The organism is Affinirhizobium straminoryzae (assembly GCF_007004135.1).
Classification (GTDB): Bacteria; Pseudomonadota; Alphaproteobacteria; order Rhizobiales; family Rhizobiaceae; genus Neorhizobium; species Neorhizobium straminoryzae.
Window position 1 is genome coordinate 76967 of record NZ_VJMG01000043.1, and the last position, 15598, is coordinate 92564.

The 15598-nt window shown below is 63.1% G+C and carries 14 protein-coding genes and 1 other RNA gene; all 15 read right to left on the reverse strand.

Annotation, left to right across the window (positions count from 1 at the left end):
• Window positions 1-180: 180 nt before the first annotated feature.
• Window positions 181-447: a hypothetical protein gene (locus tag FNA46_RS15435; RefSeq protein WP_143126101.1), complete on the reverse strand. Its 267-nt coding sequence runs from the start codon at window positions 445-447 to the stop codon at window positions 181-183.
• 2 nt (window positions 448-449) lie between these two features.
• Window positions 450-1424, reverse strand: coding sequence for a UDP-N-acetylmuramate dehydrogenase (gene murB, locus FNA46_RS15440; protein ID WP_143126102.1), 975 nt, complete (start codon window positions 1422-1424; stop codon window positions 450-452).
• Window positions 1421-2836 carry a UDP-N-acetylmuramate--L-alanine ligase gene (gene murC / locus FNA46_RS15445; protein WP_143126103.1) on the reverse strand — a complete coding sequence of 472 codons (1416 nt, stop codon included), beginning with the start codon at window positions 2834-2836 and terminating at the stop codon, window positions 1421-1423. Before murC ends, murB begins: the two co-directional genes overlap by 4 nt.
• Window positions 2833-3957: an undecaprenyldiphospho-muramoylpentapeptide beta-N-acetylglucosaminyltransferase gene (gene murG / locus FNA46_RS15450; protein ID WP_143126104.1), complete on the reverse strand. Its 1125-nt coding sequence runs from the start codon at window positions 3955-3957 to the stop codon at window positions 2833-2835. Before murG ends, murC begins: the two co-directional genes overlap by 4 nt.
• Window positions 3958-3965: 8 nt before the next feature.
• The gene (gene ftsW, locus FNA46_RS15455; RefSeq protein WP_143126105.1) at window positions 3966-5120 is read right to left on the reverse strand and encodes a putative lipid II flippase FtsW; all 1155 of its coding nucleotides are present in this window, start codon (window positions 5118-5120) and stop codon (window positions 3966-3968) included.
• A 1-nt stretch (window position 5121) separates the two neighbouring features.
• The gene (gene murD / locus FNA46_RS15460; RefSeq protein ID WP_143126106.1) at window positions 5122-6528 is read right to left on the reverse strand and encodes a UDP-N-acetylmuramoyl-L-alanine--D-glutamate ligase; all 1407 of its coding nucleotides are present in this window, start codon (window positions 6526-6528) and stop codon (window positions 5122-5124) included.
• Between the two features lie 4 nt (window positions 6529-6532).
• Entirely contained in the window at window positions 6533-7633 is a 1101-nt protein-coding gene (gene mraY, locus FNA46_RS15465) for a phospho-N-acetylmuramoyl-pentapeptide-transferase (RefSeq protein WP_143126107.1), read from the reverse strand.
• Between the two features lie 22 nt (window positions 7634-7655).
• Window positions 7656-9089: a UDP-N-acetylmuramoylalanyl-D-glutamyl-2,6-diaminopimelate--D-alanyl-D-alanine ligase gene (locus FNA46_RS15470; RefSeq protein WP_143126108.1), complete on the reverse strand. Its 1434-nt coding sequence runs from the start codon at window positions 9087-9089 to the stop codon at window positions 7656-7658.
• Window positions 9086-10546 carry a UDP-N-acetylmuramoyl-L-alanyl-D-glutamate--2,6-diaminopimelate ligase gene (locus FNA46_RS15475; RefSeq protein ID WP_143126109.1) on the reverse strand — a complete coding sequence of 487 codons (1461 nt, stop codon included), beginning with the start codon at window positions 10544-10546 and terminating at the stop codon, window positions 9086-9088. The genes FNA46_RS15470 and FNA46_RS15475 overlap by 4 nt, the downstream gene beginning before the upstream one ends.
• A 63-nt stretch (window positions 10547-10609) precedes the next feature.
• Entirely contained in the window at window positions 10610-12355 is a 1746-nt protein-coding gene (locus FNA46_RS15480; RefSeq protein ID WP_143126110.1) for a peptidoglycan D,D-transpeptidase FtsI family protein, read from the reverse strand.
• On the reverse strand, window positions 12355-12825 hold the full coding sequence (ftsL, locus tag FNA46_RS15485) for a cell division protein FtsL (RefSeq protein ID WP_143126111.1): 471 nt from the start codon (window positions 12823-12825) through the stop codon (window positions 12355-12357). The genes FNA46_RS15480 and ftsL overlap by 1 nt, the downstream gene beginning before the upstream one ends.
• A gap of 3 nt (window positions 12826-12828) precedes the next feature.
• Window positions 12829-13854 (reverse strand): 16S rRNA (cytosine(1402)-N(4))-methyltransferase RsmH, encoded by a 1026-nt coding sequence (gene rsmH / locus FNA46_RS15490; RefSeq protein ID WP_143126112.1) that lies wholly within the window; start codon window positions 13852-13854, stop codon window positions 12829-12831.
• 14 nt (window positions 13855-13868) lie between these two features.
• Complete coding sequence (gene mraZ, locus FNA46_RS15495) at window positions 13869-14309, reverse strand: division/cell wall cluster transcriptional repressor MraZ (protein WP_143126113.1); 441 nt, start codon at window positions 14307-14309, stop codon at window positions 13869-13871.
• Window positions 14310-14803: 494 nt separating this feature from the next.
• Window positions 14804-15236: RNase P RNA component class A (gene rnpB, locus FNA46_RS15500), an RNA gene on the reverse strand.
• A 67-nt stretch (window positions 15237-15303) separates the two neighbouring features.
• Window positions 15304-15558 (reverse strand): DUF1127 domain-containing protein, encoded by a 255-nt coding sequence (locus tag FNA46_RS15505; RefSeq protein ID WP_143126114.1) that lies wholly within the window; start codon window positions 15556-15558, stop codon window positions 15304-15306.
• Window positions 15559-15598: the final 40 nt, after the last annotated feature.

Genomic DNA, 15598 nt, shown 5'->3' on the forward strand with positions numbered 1-15598 from the left:
AAAAGCCCGCGAAGTCTCTGGCTTCGCGGGCTTTTTCGTGGGAAACCTTGAACAGAATTCATTCCCCGGGATGAAGATGCGTCCTCCGCCGTTCCCGCCAACGGTCAAACAGCATCCAGCCCAGCCCAACCACGCAGATCGCGCCTGGCAGTATATAAAGATAGAAGGCTGTCGCAAACGTCATAGGCGGAGCTTCCCCAGCTGTTGCCGTGCCAAGAAATGTAATGTCAACGCTGCAGAAAGCCAAGCAATCGTCGACACGACGATTGCGGCTATGGGGCCGGCCAGCGACACACTGCCCGAAAAGGAAGCCATCGGTGCAATGAGCCCAGCCCCAACCGAGGCAGTAGAAAGGCGGTCGAGCGCATTGGCCGCCAGCTTTCTTCGCTCATTCTGGACGAGAACACGACGCCGCTCTTCCTGAAGACGAAAGTCGGCGTCGCTCATGATCACTCCGTCGTCACACCCTGGAACGGCCGGATCTCGCGGCCCGGCATGAAGATGCCGAGGCGCTTGATTTCCCATTCCAGCTTGATGCCGGAGGTTTCGAACACGCGCTGACGCACGGTTTCGCCGAGATATTCCAGATCGTAACCGGTCGCGTGGCCGATATTGATCATGAAATTGCAATGCAGCGAGGACATCTGCGCGCCGCCATTCATCAGGCCGCGGCAGCCGGCATCGTCGATCAGTTCCCAGGCGGAATGGCCGGGCGGGTTCTTGAACGTCGACCCCCCGGTCTTTTCCTTGACCGGCTGCACCGTCTCGCGGTGCTGGCGCACGGCGTCCATTTCGGCGCGGATCTTGGCGCGGTCGTCCGGATAGCCTTCGAACACGGCATGCGTGAAGATCAGGTCGGCCGCAGCCGTCGAATGGCGGTAGGTGTAGCCCATGTCGGCATTGGTGAGCACGTGCTTCTCGCCCTTGCGATCGACGGCATGCACTTCGACGACGCGTGCGGCGGTCTCACTGCCATTGGCACCGGCATTCATGCGCAGCGCGCCACCGATCGAGCCCGGAATGCCGTAATAGAAGGCAAAGCCGCCGATGCCGTTATCCATGGCCATCGCCGCGATATACTTGTCGGGGCAGATCGCGCCGGCCGTGATCCGGTTGTCGCCGGCAAGCTCCAGCTGGCCAAATCCCTTGGCGGAGAGACGAATCACCACGCCCGGAATGCCACCATCGCGCACCAGAAGGTTGGAGCCGACGCCCACGACCGTCAGTGGCACATCGTCCGGAACCAATTGCAGGAAGGTCACCAGATCGTCCACGTCATGCGGCTGGAACATCAGTTCCGCCAGACCACCGGCCTGGAACCAGGTCACGCGCTCCATCGGCGCGTCGGGCGTCAGCCGGCCTCGCAATGCGCTGACCCCGGACCCGAGAGATTCCAGCAGCTTTTCCCCATTCACCTGTTTCATGCAGACTGTCCCGAAATACTTTCCAATTCCCGTGGCAAGGCCGCCGCCCATTGCGTGATATTGCCAGCCCCAAGAAGAACCACGAAATCACCCGGTTTTGCAATGCCGGCAATCAATCCCGGCAGCGCATCCGGTGTCGGAAGATAGCGGGCATCGCGGTGACCACCCGCGCGGATGCGCGACACAAGCGCTTCGGAATTCGCCCCTTCGATCGCATCTTCTCCCGCCGCATAGACCGGCGCAATCAGGATGCTGTCGGCATCGTTGAAGCAGGTGACGAAATCCTCAAACAGGCTGGAGAGGCGGCTGTAGCGGTGCGGCTGATGCACCGCAATGATACGGCCCTGGCAGCTTTCGCGCGCGGCCTTCAGAACGGCGCGGATTTCCACCGGATGATGCCCGTAATCGTCGAACACGGACACGCCGTTCCAGGTGCCGGTCAGCGTGAAGCGGCGCTTGACGCCGCCGAAGGCGGCAAGGCCCTTGCGGATATCCGCTTCGGAAATGCCGAGACGGTTGGCCACGGCCACCGCCGCCGTGGCGTTGGAAATGTTGTGACGGCCAGGCATCGGCAAGGCCAGATCCTTGAACTGGAAGACGCGACCGGTGCGACGGCGGCGGATCTCGATATCGAAGATCGAGCGCGTTCCTTCCATGCGCACGTTGGAGAAGCGCGCATCGGCCTGCGGGTTCTCGCCATAGGTGACGATCTTGCGATCCTCGATCTTGCCGACCAGCTGCTGCACTTCCGGATGGTCGATGCACAGCACGCCGAAGCCGTAGAAGGGCACGTTTTCCACGAACTGGCGGAAGGCGGCGCGCACGGCATCAAAGTTGCCATAATGGTCGAGATGCTCGGGATCGATATTGGTGACGACGGCCACATCGGCCGGCAGTTTCAGGAAGGTGCCATCCGATTCGTCGGCCTCCACCACCATCCACTCGCCCTCGCCCATGCGGGCGTTGGTGCCATAGGCATTGATGATGCCGCCGTTGATCACGGTCGGATCAAGCGAACCGGCTTCCAGCAGGGCGGCGACCATCGAGGTGGTCGTGGTCTTGCCATGCGTGCCGCCGATGGCGATTGCATTGCGGAAACGCATCAGTTCCGCCAGCATTTCGGCACGACGCACGATCGGCAGGGATTTTTCGCGCGCGGCGACCAGTTCCGGGTTGTTCTTGCGGATGGCGGTGGACACGACCACCACCTCGGCATCTCCCAGATTATCGGCCTGATGGCCGACAAAGACGGGAATGCCCTTGTCGCGCAGGCGCTGGACATTGGCGCCATCCGACTGGTCGGATCCTTGCACGCGGTGACCGAGATTGTGCAGCACTTCGGCAATGCCGCTCATGCCGATGCCACCGATCCCGATGAAATGGACCAGCCCGATCGCCTTCGGCATCTTCATGCGCGTACTCCCCTGAATTTCGAAACATCCTGTCCGTCGGCAATACCGACAACCAGATCGGCGAGCAAGCTTGCCGCATCCGGGTGTCCCACCTTGCGGGCCGCAGCCGCCATCTGCGCCATTCGCTCCGGTTCACGCATGGCAGCCGTGATCATGCCCGCCAGTTTTTCCGGCGAAAGTTCCGCCTGCAGCACGACGTCCGCGCCCCCTGCCCGCACCAGCGCCGCGGCATTGGCGGCCTGGTCGTGGTCAAGCGCATAAGGATAGGGCACGAGGATTGCCGGGCGGCCGATCACGGAAATTTCCGAGACGGTGGATGCGCCGGAACGGCTGATCACCAGATGGGCTGCGCCGATTCGCTCGGCCATGTCGCCGAAGAAGGGCGAGATATCGGCCGCCATCGCAAGCTTGCCCATGCAGCCTTCCACCTGCTGGCGGTCTTCGGGGCGTGCCTGCTGGGTCAGCCGGATACGTTTGCGCAGGCTTTCCGGCAGAAGCGCCAGCGCGGTCGGCACGGCCCCGGAGAAGAACTGGGCTCCCTGGCTGCCGCCAAAGACGACCAGATGAAACGGATCATCGCCCACGGACGGCACATAGGCCTGCTGGGCGGCGACCAGAACCGCCGGCCGCACCGGATTGCCGGTCGTGACCGTCTTCGCGGCATGGCTGCCCTCGCCCTGCGGCAGAAAGCCGCCGGCGATCGCCCGCACGCGGGCGGCAAGCGCCTTGTTGGCGCGCCCCATGACCGCGTTCTGTTCGTGAATGATCGAGGGGATGCCAAGCCCGGTGGAGGCCAGCAGCGGCGGCACGGTGGGATAGCCACCGAAGCCGACGACGGCGCGCGGCTTCAGCTTCCCCATCAGCCGCCGCGCCGAGCGCAGCCCCTTCCAGAGCGTCAGCAGCGCCTTTGCCACCGCAACCGGATTCTTGGACCCGAAGGTCGCCGATGGTACCACATGGATCTCGTCGGCCGGAAAGGTGCCGGCAAACCGCTCGGCCCGCTTGTCGGTCACCAGATGCACGCTGTAGCCGCGTCGCCTCAACTCATGGCCCAAGGCCTCGGCCGGAAAAAGATGGCCGCCGGTCCCGCCGGCGGCAAGCAGAATGATGCCCTTGCTCATGCTGTCCCTTACTCTGCGGGTACGCCGTGCGAAACGCGGAAGAGACTGCGCTCCTGCGCCCGCTTCTCGGGGCGATGGCGCGTGAGCGCCAGAATGAAACCGGCCGTCACGCAGATGGCGACCATGGACGAACCACCATAGGAAATCAGCGGCAGCGTCATGCCCTTGGCCGGCATGAGTTCGAGATTGACGCCGACATTGATCATCGACTGCACGCCGATCTGCAGCACAAGCCCGGCCACCGCAAAGCGGTTGAACTCGTTGCGCTCGCGATAGGCATGGGAAAGGCCGCGTACGACGATGAAGGCGAAGATCGCGACCAGCACCATGCAGAAGATGATGCCGAACTCTTCGGCTGCCACCGAGAAGATGAAGTCTGTATGGCTGTCCGGCAGGATGCGCTTCACGATGCCCTCACCAGGACCACGGCCGAACCAGTCGCCACGGATGATCGCCTCGCGGGCGGTATCCACCTGGAAGGTATCGCCCTCACCGGTCATGAAGCGGTCGATACGGCCGGCGACGTGCGGAAAAATATGATAGGCGGCAAAGATGCCGCCGACGCCGAGGCCACCGAGCAGGAAGATCCACAGCCAGGGCATGCCGGCCATGAAGAACATGGCACCCCAGACGGTGCTGGTCAAAATCGTCTGGCCAAGGTCGGGCTGGGCGATCAGAAGAGCCGCCACGATGCCGTAGAGGATCATCGCAAACAGATTGCCCGGAATGTCCGGCTGGCGCGAATGCTCGGCAAACAGCCAGGCGCAGACCACCACGAAGGCGGGTTTCAGAAACTCCGAGGGCTGGATGGAGAGCGGCCCGACCGAGAACCAGCGCCGCGCGCCCTTGATCTCGACACCGAAGAACAGGGCCAGCACCATCATCGCGATTGCGAGGATCAGAATGATCACGGCGGTACGGCGGACCTGCCGCGGCGAGAGGAAGGAGAGCCCGATCATCACCGCGAGCGAGGGCAGCAGGAAGGCCGCGTGGCGTTCCACGAAGTGGAAACTCGGCAGGCCGATGCGTTCGGCAACCGGCGGCGAGGCCGCAAAGGACAGCATGAAGCCGATCCCCATCAGCAGGATGAACGTCGCCAGAAAAAAGCGATCGATCGTCCAGAACCAGTCTGCGAGCGGCCCTCGGTCTGCGCGGCTTACCATCTCACGTCCCCTTGTTCGGCTCGACCAGCATGGACACGCCGTCAAGCTCTGCCACGAGGGAGACGAAGGTCTCACCCCGGATCTCGAAATTCTTGAACTGGTCGAAGCTCGCACAGGCGGGCGACAGCATCACCGCCGAAGGCGCGCCATCCTGAATGGCATCATGCGCAGCATGGGCGACGGCCCGGTCCAGCGTGCCGGAAATCTCGTACGGCACCGCCTCCCCCAGCGTGGCGGCAAATTCTGCCGCAGCTTCGCCGATCAGATAGGCTTTCACGATATGACCGAAGAGTGGTGCTAGGCTTGTGATGCCACCGGCTTTCGGAAGGCCGCCGGCAATCCAGAAAATGCGCTCGTAGCTCGACAGTGCCGGTGCCGCAGCCTCCGCGTTCGTGGCCTTGGAATCATTGACGAAGACGATCGGCCCCTGGCGTCCCACCGGCTGCATACGATGCTTGAGGCCGGGAAAACTCTTCAACCCTGCCCGAACCTCCTCGACCGTCAGGCCGACCGAAAGGCAGGCGGCAATGGCGGCAGCCGCATTCTGCGCGTTGTGCGCGCCCTTGAGGGTGTCGATTCCGGCCAGATCGGCAACGATGGTGGTCGCACCGCCCTTTGCCTGGATGATGCAGCCAGCCTCGGCATAAAAGCCATCGGCGAGAACGCTGCGACGGGAAATCCGGCGGACCCCGACTCCGGCGCGCTCGATCCGTTCGGCAATCAGGCTGCAATAGCTGTCGTCAATGCCGACGATCGCCGTACGGCTGCCGGCCACCAGCCGCTCCTTCACCTCGGCATAATGCTGCATGGTGCCATGGCGGTCGAGGTGGTCGGGTGTGAGGTTCAGCAGGATGCCGGCCGTCGGGTCGATGGTCGGGGCAAGGTCGATCTGGTAGGAGGAGCATTCCACCACGTAGAAGCGCCCGGCCTTCGGGGGATCCAGCGTCAGGATGGCCGTGCCAATATTGCCACCAAGCTGGGTGTCGCGACCGCTGACACGCAGAATATGCGCAATCAGTGCGGTCGTGGTTGACTTGCCGTTGGTGCCGGTGATCGCGATGAACGGGCAGTCAGGCGCCTGCGCCCGCCGCTCGCGCACGAAAAGCTCGATGTCACCGATGATCTCGACGCCTGCCGCATGGGCAAGATCCACGCTCCAGTGCGGCTTGGGATGGGTGAGCGGCACACCGGGCGACAAAACGAGGGCAGCCTGTGCCGCCCAGTCGATGCCGCGCAGATCAGCCGTCACCAGTCCTGCCGCAGCTGCCTTTTCCACGCTGTCCGGATTGTCGTCCCAGACCGTTACCTCGGCGCCCCCCGCCACCAGCGCATGCGCGGTGGCAAGGCCCGAGCCGCCGAGACCGAAAAGAGCAACCTTCCTGCCGGAAAATGTGGTGACGGGGATCATGGTCTCACCGCAGCTTCAGGGTGGAGAGACCGAGGATGGCAAGGCCGACGGCGATGATCCAGAAGCGGATCACGACCTGGCTTTCCGTCCAGCCGAGCTTTTCGAAATGATGGTGGATCGGCGCCATCAGGAAGACGCGCCGCCCGGTCATCTTGAAGAAACCAACCTGGATGATCACCGACAGCGTTTCCATGACGAAGAGGCCGCCGATGATCGCCATGACGATCTCGTGCTTGGTGGCAACCGCTACGGAGCCGATCAGGCCACCGAGCGACAGTGATCCGGTATCCCCCATGAAGATGGCGGCCGGCGGCGCGTTGAACCACAGGAAGCCGAGCCCTGCCCCGATCACTGCCCCCAGGATAACGGCGAGTTCGCCGGTACCGGGCACGAAGTTGATCTGCAGGTAATTGGCGAAGATCGCATTGCCGGCCAGATAGGCAATCACGCCGAAGGAGGCCGCCGCAATCATGACAGGAACGATCGCCAGGCCATCCAGACCGTCCGTCAGGTTCACGGCATTGCCGGCCGAGACGATGACGAAACCGCCGAACAGCACGAAGAAGATGCCGAGATTGAGGGTCAGTTCCTTGAAGAACGGAAATGCCACCGACGTGCCAAGCGTCGAGCCGGCCGGGCTGTTGGCAATCGAGGTGCGCATCATGAAATAGACGGCAATCGCGGCGATCAGGAATTCGAGACCGAGGCGGGCGCGGCCGGAAAAGCCCTTGTCCGTCTGCTTGGTCACCTTGAGATAATCGTCATAGAAGCCGATGGCGCCGAAACCGAGCGTGACGAGCAGCGTGGCCACCACATAGATGTTGGAAAGATCCGCCCACAGCAGGGAGCCGCCGACAATTCCGGTCAGGATCATCAGGCCGCCCATGGTGGGCGTGCCGGCCTTCTTGAAATGCGTCTGCGGGCCATCGGCGCGAATCGGCTGCCCCTTGCCCTGCCGGATGCGAAGCGAGGCAATCATCTGCGGACCGAACATGAAGACGATCAGGGCCGCCGTCAGCATCGCCGCGCCGGTGCGGAAGGTGATGTATCGAAACAGGTTGAAGATTTGAAAGGTGCCCGCAAGCTCCACAAGCCAGATCAGCATTTGAGGTCTTTCTTGATGCCGGTCAAAGTTGGCGCTCCGTGTCAGGCAATGCCGGGTAGTTGTCAATAAGTGCGGAAACGATCTTCCCGAAGCCGAGGCCGAGGGAGGATTTCACCATCAGCACGTCACCGGGAATCACATTGCGCACCACGAAGTCGGAAAGTTCGGCGGTTGTGGGGCAATGCTGCACATGAACGCTGTCGGGCAGCGCATCGCGCAGCGCCGTCATCTCCGGGCCGGCAAGCCACACATGTTCAATGCCGGCCGCCAGCAGCGGCCCTGCCAGCTCCTCGTGAACCTTGGCGGAAAACTCGCCCATTTCCAGCATGTCGCCAAGAACGGCGATGCGGCGTCCGGACTCGTCCGGCTCGGTGGCCGCCAGGATCGAAATCGCTGCCCGCATGGAGGCGGGATTGGCATTGTAGCTCTCGTCGATCAGCGTCAGGCGCCCATCGCCAAGCTGAAGGCGATGGCGCTGGCCGCGCCCCTTGACGGCGCGAATGCCGGCAAGCGCATCGCGCGCCGCTTCGAGATCGGCACCGAACAATGCGGCGACGCCGAGCGCAATCATCGCGTTTTCCGCAATGTGCCGGCCGGGTGCGCCGATATGCACTTCCATCGTCTCGCCGTTGACGACTGCCCAGATGGTCGACCCCTCGCCGGTGCCCTCGAAATCCGCCAGACGGAAATCGGCCTTGGCATGCTGGCCAAAGGAGAGGACATTGGTCACACCATTCGCATGCGCCATCTGCTCCAGATAGCTGAAATACTTGTTGTCCCGATTGAGAAGCGCAACCCCGTTCGGCTCAACGCCTTCGAGAATTTCCGCCTTGGCAGCAGCGATCTCGTCGAGGCTCTTGAAATTGCCGAGATGGGCCGGCGCGATCGTGGTGATGACGGAAACATGCGGCCGCACCATCTTCACCAGCGGGCGGATCTCATCCGGATGGTTCATGCCGATCTCGAACACGCCGTAATCGGTGTCCGCCGGCATGCGGGCCAGCGTCAGCGGCACGCCCCAGTGATTGTTGAAGGAGGCGACGGCAGCATGCACCCTGCCGGACGGCGCCAGTACGTTGCGCAGCATTTCCTTGGTCGTCGTCTTGCCGACGGAACCGGTGACGGCAACGATCTGCGCACGGCTGCGGACACGCGCGGCCACCGCCAGCTTGCCAAGCGCTGCCAGCACATCCTCCACCACGATCATCGGCGTGGTAAGACGGCCGAGCGCCGGCAGCTTCGCTTCGCTGACGACGATCAGCGAGGCGCCGTTGGCGACGGCCAGCGTCGCATAATCATGGCCATCCACCCGCTCGCCCTTGATGGCGAAGAAGGCTTCACCGGGTGTGATAGAGCGGCTGTCGATGGAAATGCCGGTTACGCCGGCGGGGCCGGAGCCCACGGGGCGGCCGCCCATCACAGCCATCATCTCAGCGGTGTTCCACAACCAGGTCACGTTTTCAGCTCCTCCATTGCCTTTCGGATTTCGACGTGATCGGAAAACGGCAGAACCACCGAACCGATCTTCTGCCCCTCCTCATGTCCCTTGCCAGCCACGATCAGCGTGTCACCGGCACCCAGCAGCGAGACGGCATGGCGAATGGCCTCGGCGCGGTCACCGATCTCGACGGCGCCGGGTGCCGCTGCCATAATCTCTGCCCGGATTGTCACCGGATCCTCGGACCGCGGATTGTCGTCGGTGACAATCGCGATATCGGCAAGCCGGGTGGCAATCTCGCCCATGATCGGGCGCTTGCCCTTGTCGCGGTCCCCGCCGCAGCCGAAGACGACGATCAGACGGCCGCTGGTGAAGGGGCGCACAGACTGCAGCACATTGGCAAGCGCATCCGGCTTGTGGGCATAGTCGACATAGGCAAGCGCACCCGCCTTCGTCTGACCTACCAGTTCAAGACGCCCGGCCGCACCGACCAGCGTTTCGAGCGCAGCCATCGCCACCGCTGCCGGCGTGCCCGTGGCCATGGCGAGGCCGGCAGCCACCAGCGCATTCGCCACCTGGAAATCACCGGCCAGCGGAATGTCGATTTCGAAGATCTCGCCCTCGGCATGCACCTCGATGCGCTGCTTGTGGCGGAAATGCTCTACCCGCTTCAGCGCGAGATAGGTGCCAGCGCGCCCCACGGTCAGCACGCGCTGCCCTGCCGCGTTCGCCGCCCGGATCGCCTCGCCCGACCAGGGATCGTCGGCAAAGATCACCGCCGGGCTTCCCTTCGGCAGCACGCGGTCGAACAGGTGCATCTTCGCGGCCATGTAATCTTCCATGGTCGGATGGTAGTCGAGATGATCCCGTCCGAGATTGGTGAACGCTGCCGCAGCAAGCCGAACGCCATCCACGCGGAACTGGTCAAGACCGTGGCTGGAGGCCTCGATCGCGGCATGGGTCACACCGTCTGCCACAAGGGTGGCCAGCAGGGCATGCAGCGCCACCGGATCGGGCGTCGTCAGCGCCCCTTCCTCGATGCGCCTCGGGGAGATGACGCCGGTCGTGCCGATCTGGGCAGCGGCAAGGCCTGCATGCGCCCAGATCTGGCGGGTGAAGGACGCAACGGAGGTCTTGCCGGCCGTGCCGGTGACGGCCACCATGGTTTCGGGCTGGCGGCCATGGAAACGGGAAGCAGCCAGCGCCAGAAATCGACGGGGCTCGGACACCACCAGAACGGGAACCGGCGCTTCGACCGGATGGGCGGAAACGACCGCCACGGCACCACGCGATACCGCGTCCGCGACATAGGCTGCGCCGTCACCTTTGGTCCCGGCGACCGCGACGAAGACGGAACCGGGCGCTACGGTCCGGCTGTCGGCAGAAAGGCCGGTCACATCCAATGCGCCAGCCTCACCCTTCAGAATCTCGTTAATCTCCGGAAAATCCCCCCCGGAGAGTGCATTCAGCTTCATAGGTACCCTCTCTCACCTGCGCCCCCTCGGGAGCCGCGAATCGTGGGGTCCATTCATTATGGCCTAATAGGACACAAGCATGGCGGTGCCATCCTCGCCGAAGCGCGGTTTTACACCGAGAATTGCAGCAGAGCGGCTGATGATCTCCTTGACCATGGGAGCCGCGCTGTTGCCGGCCAGCACCGCATGATCGGTTTCACTGCGCGGATCATCGATGAAGGTCAGCACCACATATTGCGGATCGTAGATCGGAAACGCCGCGAGAAAGGCGTTGAAATTGTGGTCGTGGTTGTAGCGGCCGTTGATCACCTTGTCGGCCGTGCCGGTCTTGCCGCCGACGTTGAAGCCCTCGACCAGCGCGTTCTTGCCCGACCCCTTCACACCGTTCCAGCGAAACAGCCAGCGCATGTTGGCACTGGTCTGCGGCTTGATGACGGTCTTGGCCACCTCCTCGGCCTGCTCGCGCGTCCGCGGCAGGAAGGTCGGCTCGATCAGCTTGCCGCCGTTGACAAGGGCCGCCCCGGCAACGGCAGTCTGCAAGGGTGTCGTGGACACGCCATGGCCGAAGGAGATGGTGATGGAGTTGATCTTCTTCCACTCGCGCGGCTGGCCGGGCATGGCCACTTCGGGCAGTTCGGTCTGCATCTTGGTGAGAAGGCCAAGCTTGGTCAGGAAGTCCTTGTGCCCGTCGATGCCAACGACATCGGCGATCTTGGCGGTGCCGATGTTGGAGGAATACTGGAAGATTTCCGGAATGCTGAGCATGCGGCCCTGGCCGTGAAAATCCTTGATGGTGTAGCCGCCGATGCGGATCGGGTAGCGGGCGTCGAACATGTCATTCATGTTCACCTTGCCGCTATCGAGACCCATGGCCAGCGTGAAGGACTTGAAGGTTGAGCCCATTTCGAACGTGCCGTTCGACATCCGGTTCAGCCAGCCATCCTCACCGCCGGCAGCCGGATCGTTCGGATCGAAATCGGGGGCCGATGCCATGCCGAGGACTTCGCCGGTGTGCACGTCGAGCACAACGGCGCCGGCGCCCTTGGCGCGAAACTTGGTGATGCTTTCCATCAGCACGTCGCGCAGGATCGACTGTACGCGCAGATCGATGGACAGTCGCACCGGCTCCAGCGGCTGGCCGCTGGTCATGCCGACGGCAGCGAGATCGGCCAGTCCCTGCGTATCGACATAGCGTTCCATGCCGGCCACGCCGCGGTTGTCGATGTTGACGAAGCCCACGATGTGGGATGCCGTCGGACCACCCGGATAGAAGCGGCGCTTTTCCGGACGGAAGCCGATTCCAGGGATGCCGAGCGCCAGGATCTGGCTCTGCTGCTTCGGCGTCAGCTGGCGACGCAGCCACTGGAATCGCGACTTCGACGACAGCTTGTTGTACATCTGCCTGGTATCGAGATCCGGCAGCACGGTGCGCAGCTTCTCGATCACCTCGTCCGGATCGACGATCTTGTGTGGCTCGGCAAACAGCGAGACGGTGCGGATGTCGGTCGCCAGCACTTCGCCATTGCGGTCGAGAAGATCCGGGCGCGAGGCCATCAGGCGGTCAGCGGGCATGATGCTCGCGGTCGATTCCGGATCCAGCATCCCATAATAGGCAAGTTTGGCGCCGATGGCGCAGTAGCAGACGGCAAAGCCGGCAATGATCAGCCCGACGCGCACGCGCGTCTGGCCGGACTTTCGCTTGCGGGCGCTTTCAAACGTACCGCCGCGCAGGGATGTGCCGACACCTCGACCGCCGGCCGAAATATGCGCCCTGCTCTTGAGAACCATGACACGGGACAGAAAGGACATCAGTCGTTCACCGCTCCGGTTGAAATCACGTCGATCCCGGCCGTCCCGCGCGGCTTGGGCACGGGCACCGGTGCCGCAGGACGCTTGGCCTTGGCGGCGTCAACGCCGGCAATGGCGGCGGCCACCGCCGGATCGCTGCCGGCGATCAGCTTTTCAATGGTCGTTTCGGGTTGTGGCAGCTGCGATTTTGGCATCGGCAGCTCTTTTGGCATGGCAAGCTGGGTCGGGGCTGTCGGCTGAAGATCGAGTTCATCCTGATAGACCTTGATCAGTCGCTGCAGACGGTTCGGCTGCGTCAGCAGCGCCCAGTCGGCCTTCAGAAGATCGATCGTGTCGTATTCCAGCTTGATCTCCTGCTCCAGACGATGGACTTCCTCAAGCTTCAGTTCGGCCCTGTGCTTGATGCTGTAGGTCACGACCGCGGTTGCGGTCATTGCACCGATCAGCACCAGATCGAAGCTTCTCAACATCGTTCAGGCTCCCAACTTGTCGAGGCTGGCGAGATCAGGAAGATCAAAGATGGAAAGGTCCGCGCTGCCGGCAAGAGCCGTCGTGCGGATGGCAGCCCGCAATTTTGCCGAACGGGCCCGGGGATTGACATCGGCCTCGGCTTTCGAGGCGGACATCATGCCCTTGCCGAGCGGTTCGAACACGGCCGGGCGATCCTCGACCATCGGCAGATGGCGCGAACCGGCCGCACGTCCGGAGCGGTCAGCCAGGAAGCGCTTGACCATGCGGTCTTCCAGCGAATGGAAACTGACGATGACGAGCCGCCCACCGGGCTTCAGGGCGCGTTCGGCCGCAAACAGCGCCCGCGCCAGTTCGCCCAGTTCGTCATTGACGAAGATGCGCAGCGCCTGGAAAACGCGGGTGGCCGGATGGATCTTGTCCTTGGTCTTGCGCGGATTGACGCCCTCGATGAGGTTGGCGAGATCGCGGGTGGTGACGAAAGGCTCGCTCGCGCGGCGCTTCTCGATGGCGCGCGCAATGCGGCCCGCCTGCTTTTCCTCACCGAGAAAACCGAAGATGCGGGCCAGATCACCCGCCTTGGCGCGATTGACCACATCGGCCGCCGAGACGCCCGACGCCGACATGCGCATGTCGAGCGGTCCGTTTCTCTGGAAGGAGAAGCCGCGATCGGCCTCATCGATCTGCATGGAGGAAACGCCGATATCCAGCACAACACCGTCGAGTCCGCCGACCGGCGCATGATCGGCAAGCAGGGAAAAGCGCGAGGGGATGAGCGTCAGATGTCCGTTCGATTCGGCCAGCAGCGCCTGGCCGCCGGCGATGGCGTTCGGATCGCGGTCGAGCGCGATCACGTCGGCGCCCGCTGCAAGAAGGGCGCGGGTGTACCCACCCGCGCCGAAGGTGCCATCGAGAACAACCCTACCGGGGGCTGGAGCAAGCGCCTCGAGCACCTCCTCCAGCATCACCGGAATGTGGCGTACCGGTCCGCCATCGGCCTCGGTGTGTCCGTCGCCAAGATAAGCCGCCATTCCGCTCCCCTGTATCAGGCGGGCCGCACCCCGAAGGTCGCACGCCCCGCTCTCGCCGCCACCTGCGCCTCGTGAAACGCCTGCGGCTGCCAAAGCTGAAAATGATCGGATCGACCGACGAAGGTAACCTCCGTCGTGATGCCGGTGAAGTCGCGGATGAAATCCGTGACCATCAGCCGGCCCTCCGCATCGAGCCGCATGTAGACGCCGCCGCCGTGAACGAGAAGCGACATCGCATTGGCCTCCGGCGAAAAGGGATCCGCCGAGGCGATCTGCCGCTCGTACCGCTCGAGCAGGTCCGGACCGCCGACGCTGATCGCCGGAAACACGAGGTCCTGGAGACAATAAAGCTCCTGGACATTCCGCTGCGCGAGGACCGCACGAAAGGGCGCCGGCACGGAGACCCGCCCCTTCGTATCGATCCTGTTCGTCGCATTGGACAAGAAGCGGTTCATCACGCCATACACCCGCCCCGGAACGGCGCGAAGCGCGCAAACGCCCCGCAAGACGCGAGCCAAAGGACAGAATCATCACACCCGGACGGAATACATCCCGCCCGTTTCTTCCCTGAAGAAGCGCTCCAATCCTGTCCGATGAATGGGCAATGTGATGCCCTCTCGCAGTGTGAATTTGGGATAACATGGGACCATATGGGCGTCAATGGGAAGCGGCCACACAGACGTGCGGCAACCTGAAATATTTATAACCTGTTAAGTTTAACAAAGGGTTAGCAACGGCTGGCGGAAGGCCCGCACATGAAAGCAACCGGAAAGACGGAGGCTCGTCGCTAAGTCCTTGGGGGCACGACAACAATCGCATCCTGCCCCTGAAAAGACGCCGCCGTCACTGCAATCATGAGGCGCAATCAGATTGCATTGCGCTGCAACATTAGCGTGAAAGCGCTGCAAAAAGCAGCACAAAGGCATCCCGCGATTCGTCTGGAGGTAAAAATGCCAGTTGGCCTGTAAGCCGGGTTCTGTATGGCCCCGATGCGAGCATCGGAACGTGGCAGCCATTCATCTGGGACGGCGCTTGCACGCCGCCTCACGCAACCCACCCGGATGACTGGCCCGGAAACAGGCTGTGGCACCGCAAGCGGCACCCGCGTCATCCCTATTCGGTCTTGCTCCCGGTGGGGTTTACCGTGCCGGTCCTGTTGCCAGTCCCGCGGTGGGCTCTTACCCCACCCTTTCACCCTTACCCCGCCAACTCTCCGCTCGCTGAACCGAGCGGAGAGCAGGCGGGGCGGTTTGCTTTCTGTGGCACTATCCCTGAGGTCGCCCCCGCCGGACGTTATCCGGCACCGTGTTTCCGTGGAGCCCGGACTTTCCTCACCCTACCGCCTTTCGGCATTGGTAAAGCGCGGCTGCCCGGCCAACTGGCGGGCGGGTCATAGCCTCTTTACCGTGAAAAGGCCACAGCAAATCCGCGCACGGGAAAAATGCGGGTTCAGTCCCGCCAGAACGGCTTGCGCACCTCGCGCTCGGCCTCTTCGCGCGTCGTGCCGGCATCCTCGAACATGGCCTCGTTGAAGCTCCGCATATCGCGCGCCATCTGGCGGCGCATGCACCGGCGGGATTGCCAGAGCACCAGCGTCTCGACCAGGGCCTCGAACGGAACGAAGACCGTGTGTCTCTGGCGCAGACGGCCTGTCAACTGTTCCGGTTCGTAACGGATATAAGGCATCTCGATCGTGTGGCGCATGGCGCTTCTCCTTTGTCGGGATCAGAATTTATCTCCTTTC

What these genes read in the sequence shown, in the direction of transcription:
- murD (WP_143126106.1), bottom strand. Translation starts at nt 6,528, where the DNA reads ATGATCCCCGTCACCACATTTTCCGGCAGGAAGGTTGCTCTTTTCGGT.
- rsmH (WP_143126112.1), bottom strand. Translation starts at nt 13,854, where the DNA reads ATGGCGGCTTATCTTGGCGACGGACACACCGAGGCCGATGGCGGACCG.
- FNA46_RS15435 (WP_143126101.1), bottom strand. Translation starts at nt 447, where the DNA reads ATGAGCGACGCCGACTTTCGTCTTCAGGAAGAGCGGCGTCGTGTTCTC.
- FNA46_RS15505 (WP_143126114.1), bottom strand. Translation starts at nt 15,558, where the DNA reads ATGCGCCACACGATCGAGATGCCTTATATCCGTTACGAACCGGAACAG.
- FNA46_RS15480 (WP_143126110.1), bottom strand. Translation starts at nt 12,355, where the DNA reads ATGTCCTTTCTGTCCCGTGTCATGGTTCTCAAGAGCAGGGCGCATATT.
- murC (WP_143126103.1), bottom strand. Translation starts at nt 2,836, where the DNA reads ATGAAGATGCCGAAGGCGATCGGGCTGGTCCATTTCATCGGGATCGGT.
- ftsW (WP_143126105.1), bottom strand. Translation starts at nt 5,120, where the DNA reads ATGGTAAGCCGCGCAGACCGAGGGCCGCTCGCAGACTGGTTCTGGACG.
- murB (WP_143126102.1), bottom strand. Translation starts at nt 1,424, where the DNA reads ATGAAACAGGTGAATGGGGAAAAGCTGCTGGAATCTCTCGGGTCCGGG.
- murG (WP_143126104.1), bottom strand. Translation starts at nt 3,957, where the DNA reads ATGAGCAAGGGCATCATTCTGCTTGCCGCCGGCGGGACCGGCGGCCAT.
- ftsL (WP_143126111.1), bottom strand. Translation starts at nt 12,825, where the DNA reads ATGTTGAGAAGCTTCGATCTGGTGCTGATCGGTGCAATGACCGCAACC.
- FNA46_RS15475 (WP_143126109.1), bottom strand. Translation starts at nt 10,546, where the DNA reads ATGAAGCTGAATGCACTCTCCGGGGGGGATTTTCCGGAGATTAACGAG.
- mraZ (WP_143126113.1), bottom strand. Translation starts at nt 14,309, where the DNA reads ATGAACCGCTTCTTGTCCAATGCGACGAACAGGATCGATACGAAGGGG.
- mraY (WP_143126107.1), bottom strand. Translation starts at nt 7,633, where the DNA reads ATGCTGATCTGGCTTGTGGAGCTTGCGGGCACCTTTCAAATCTTCAAC.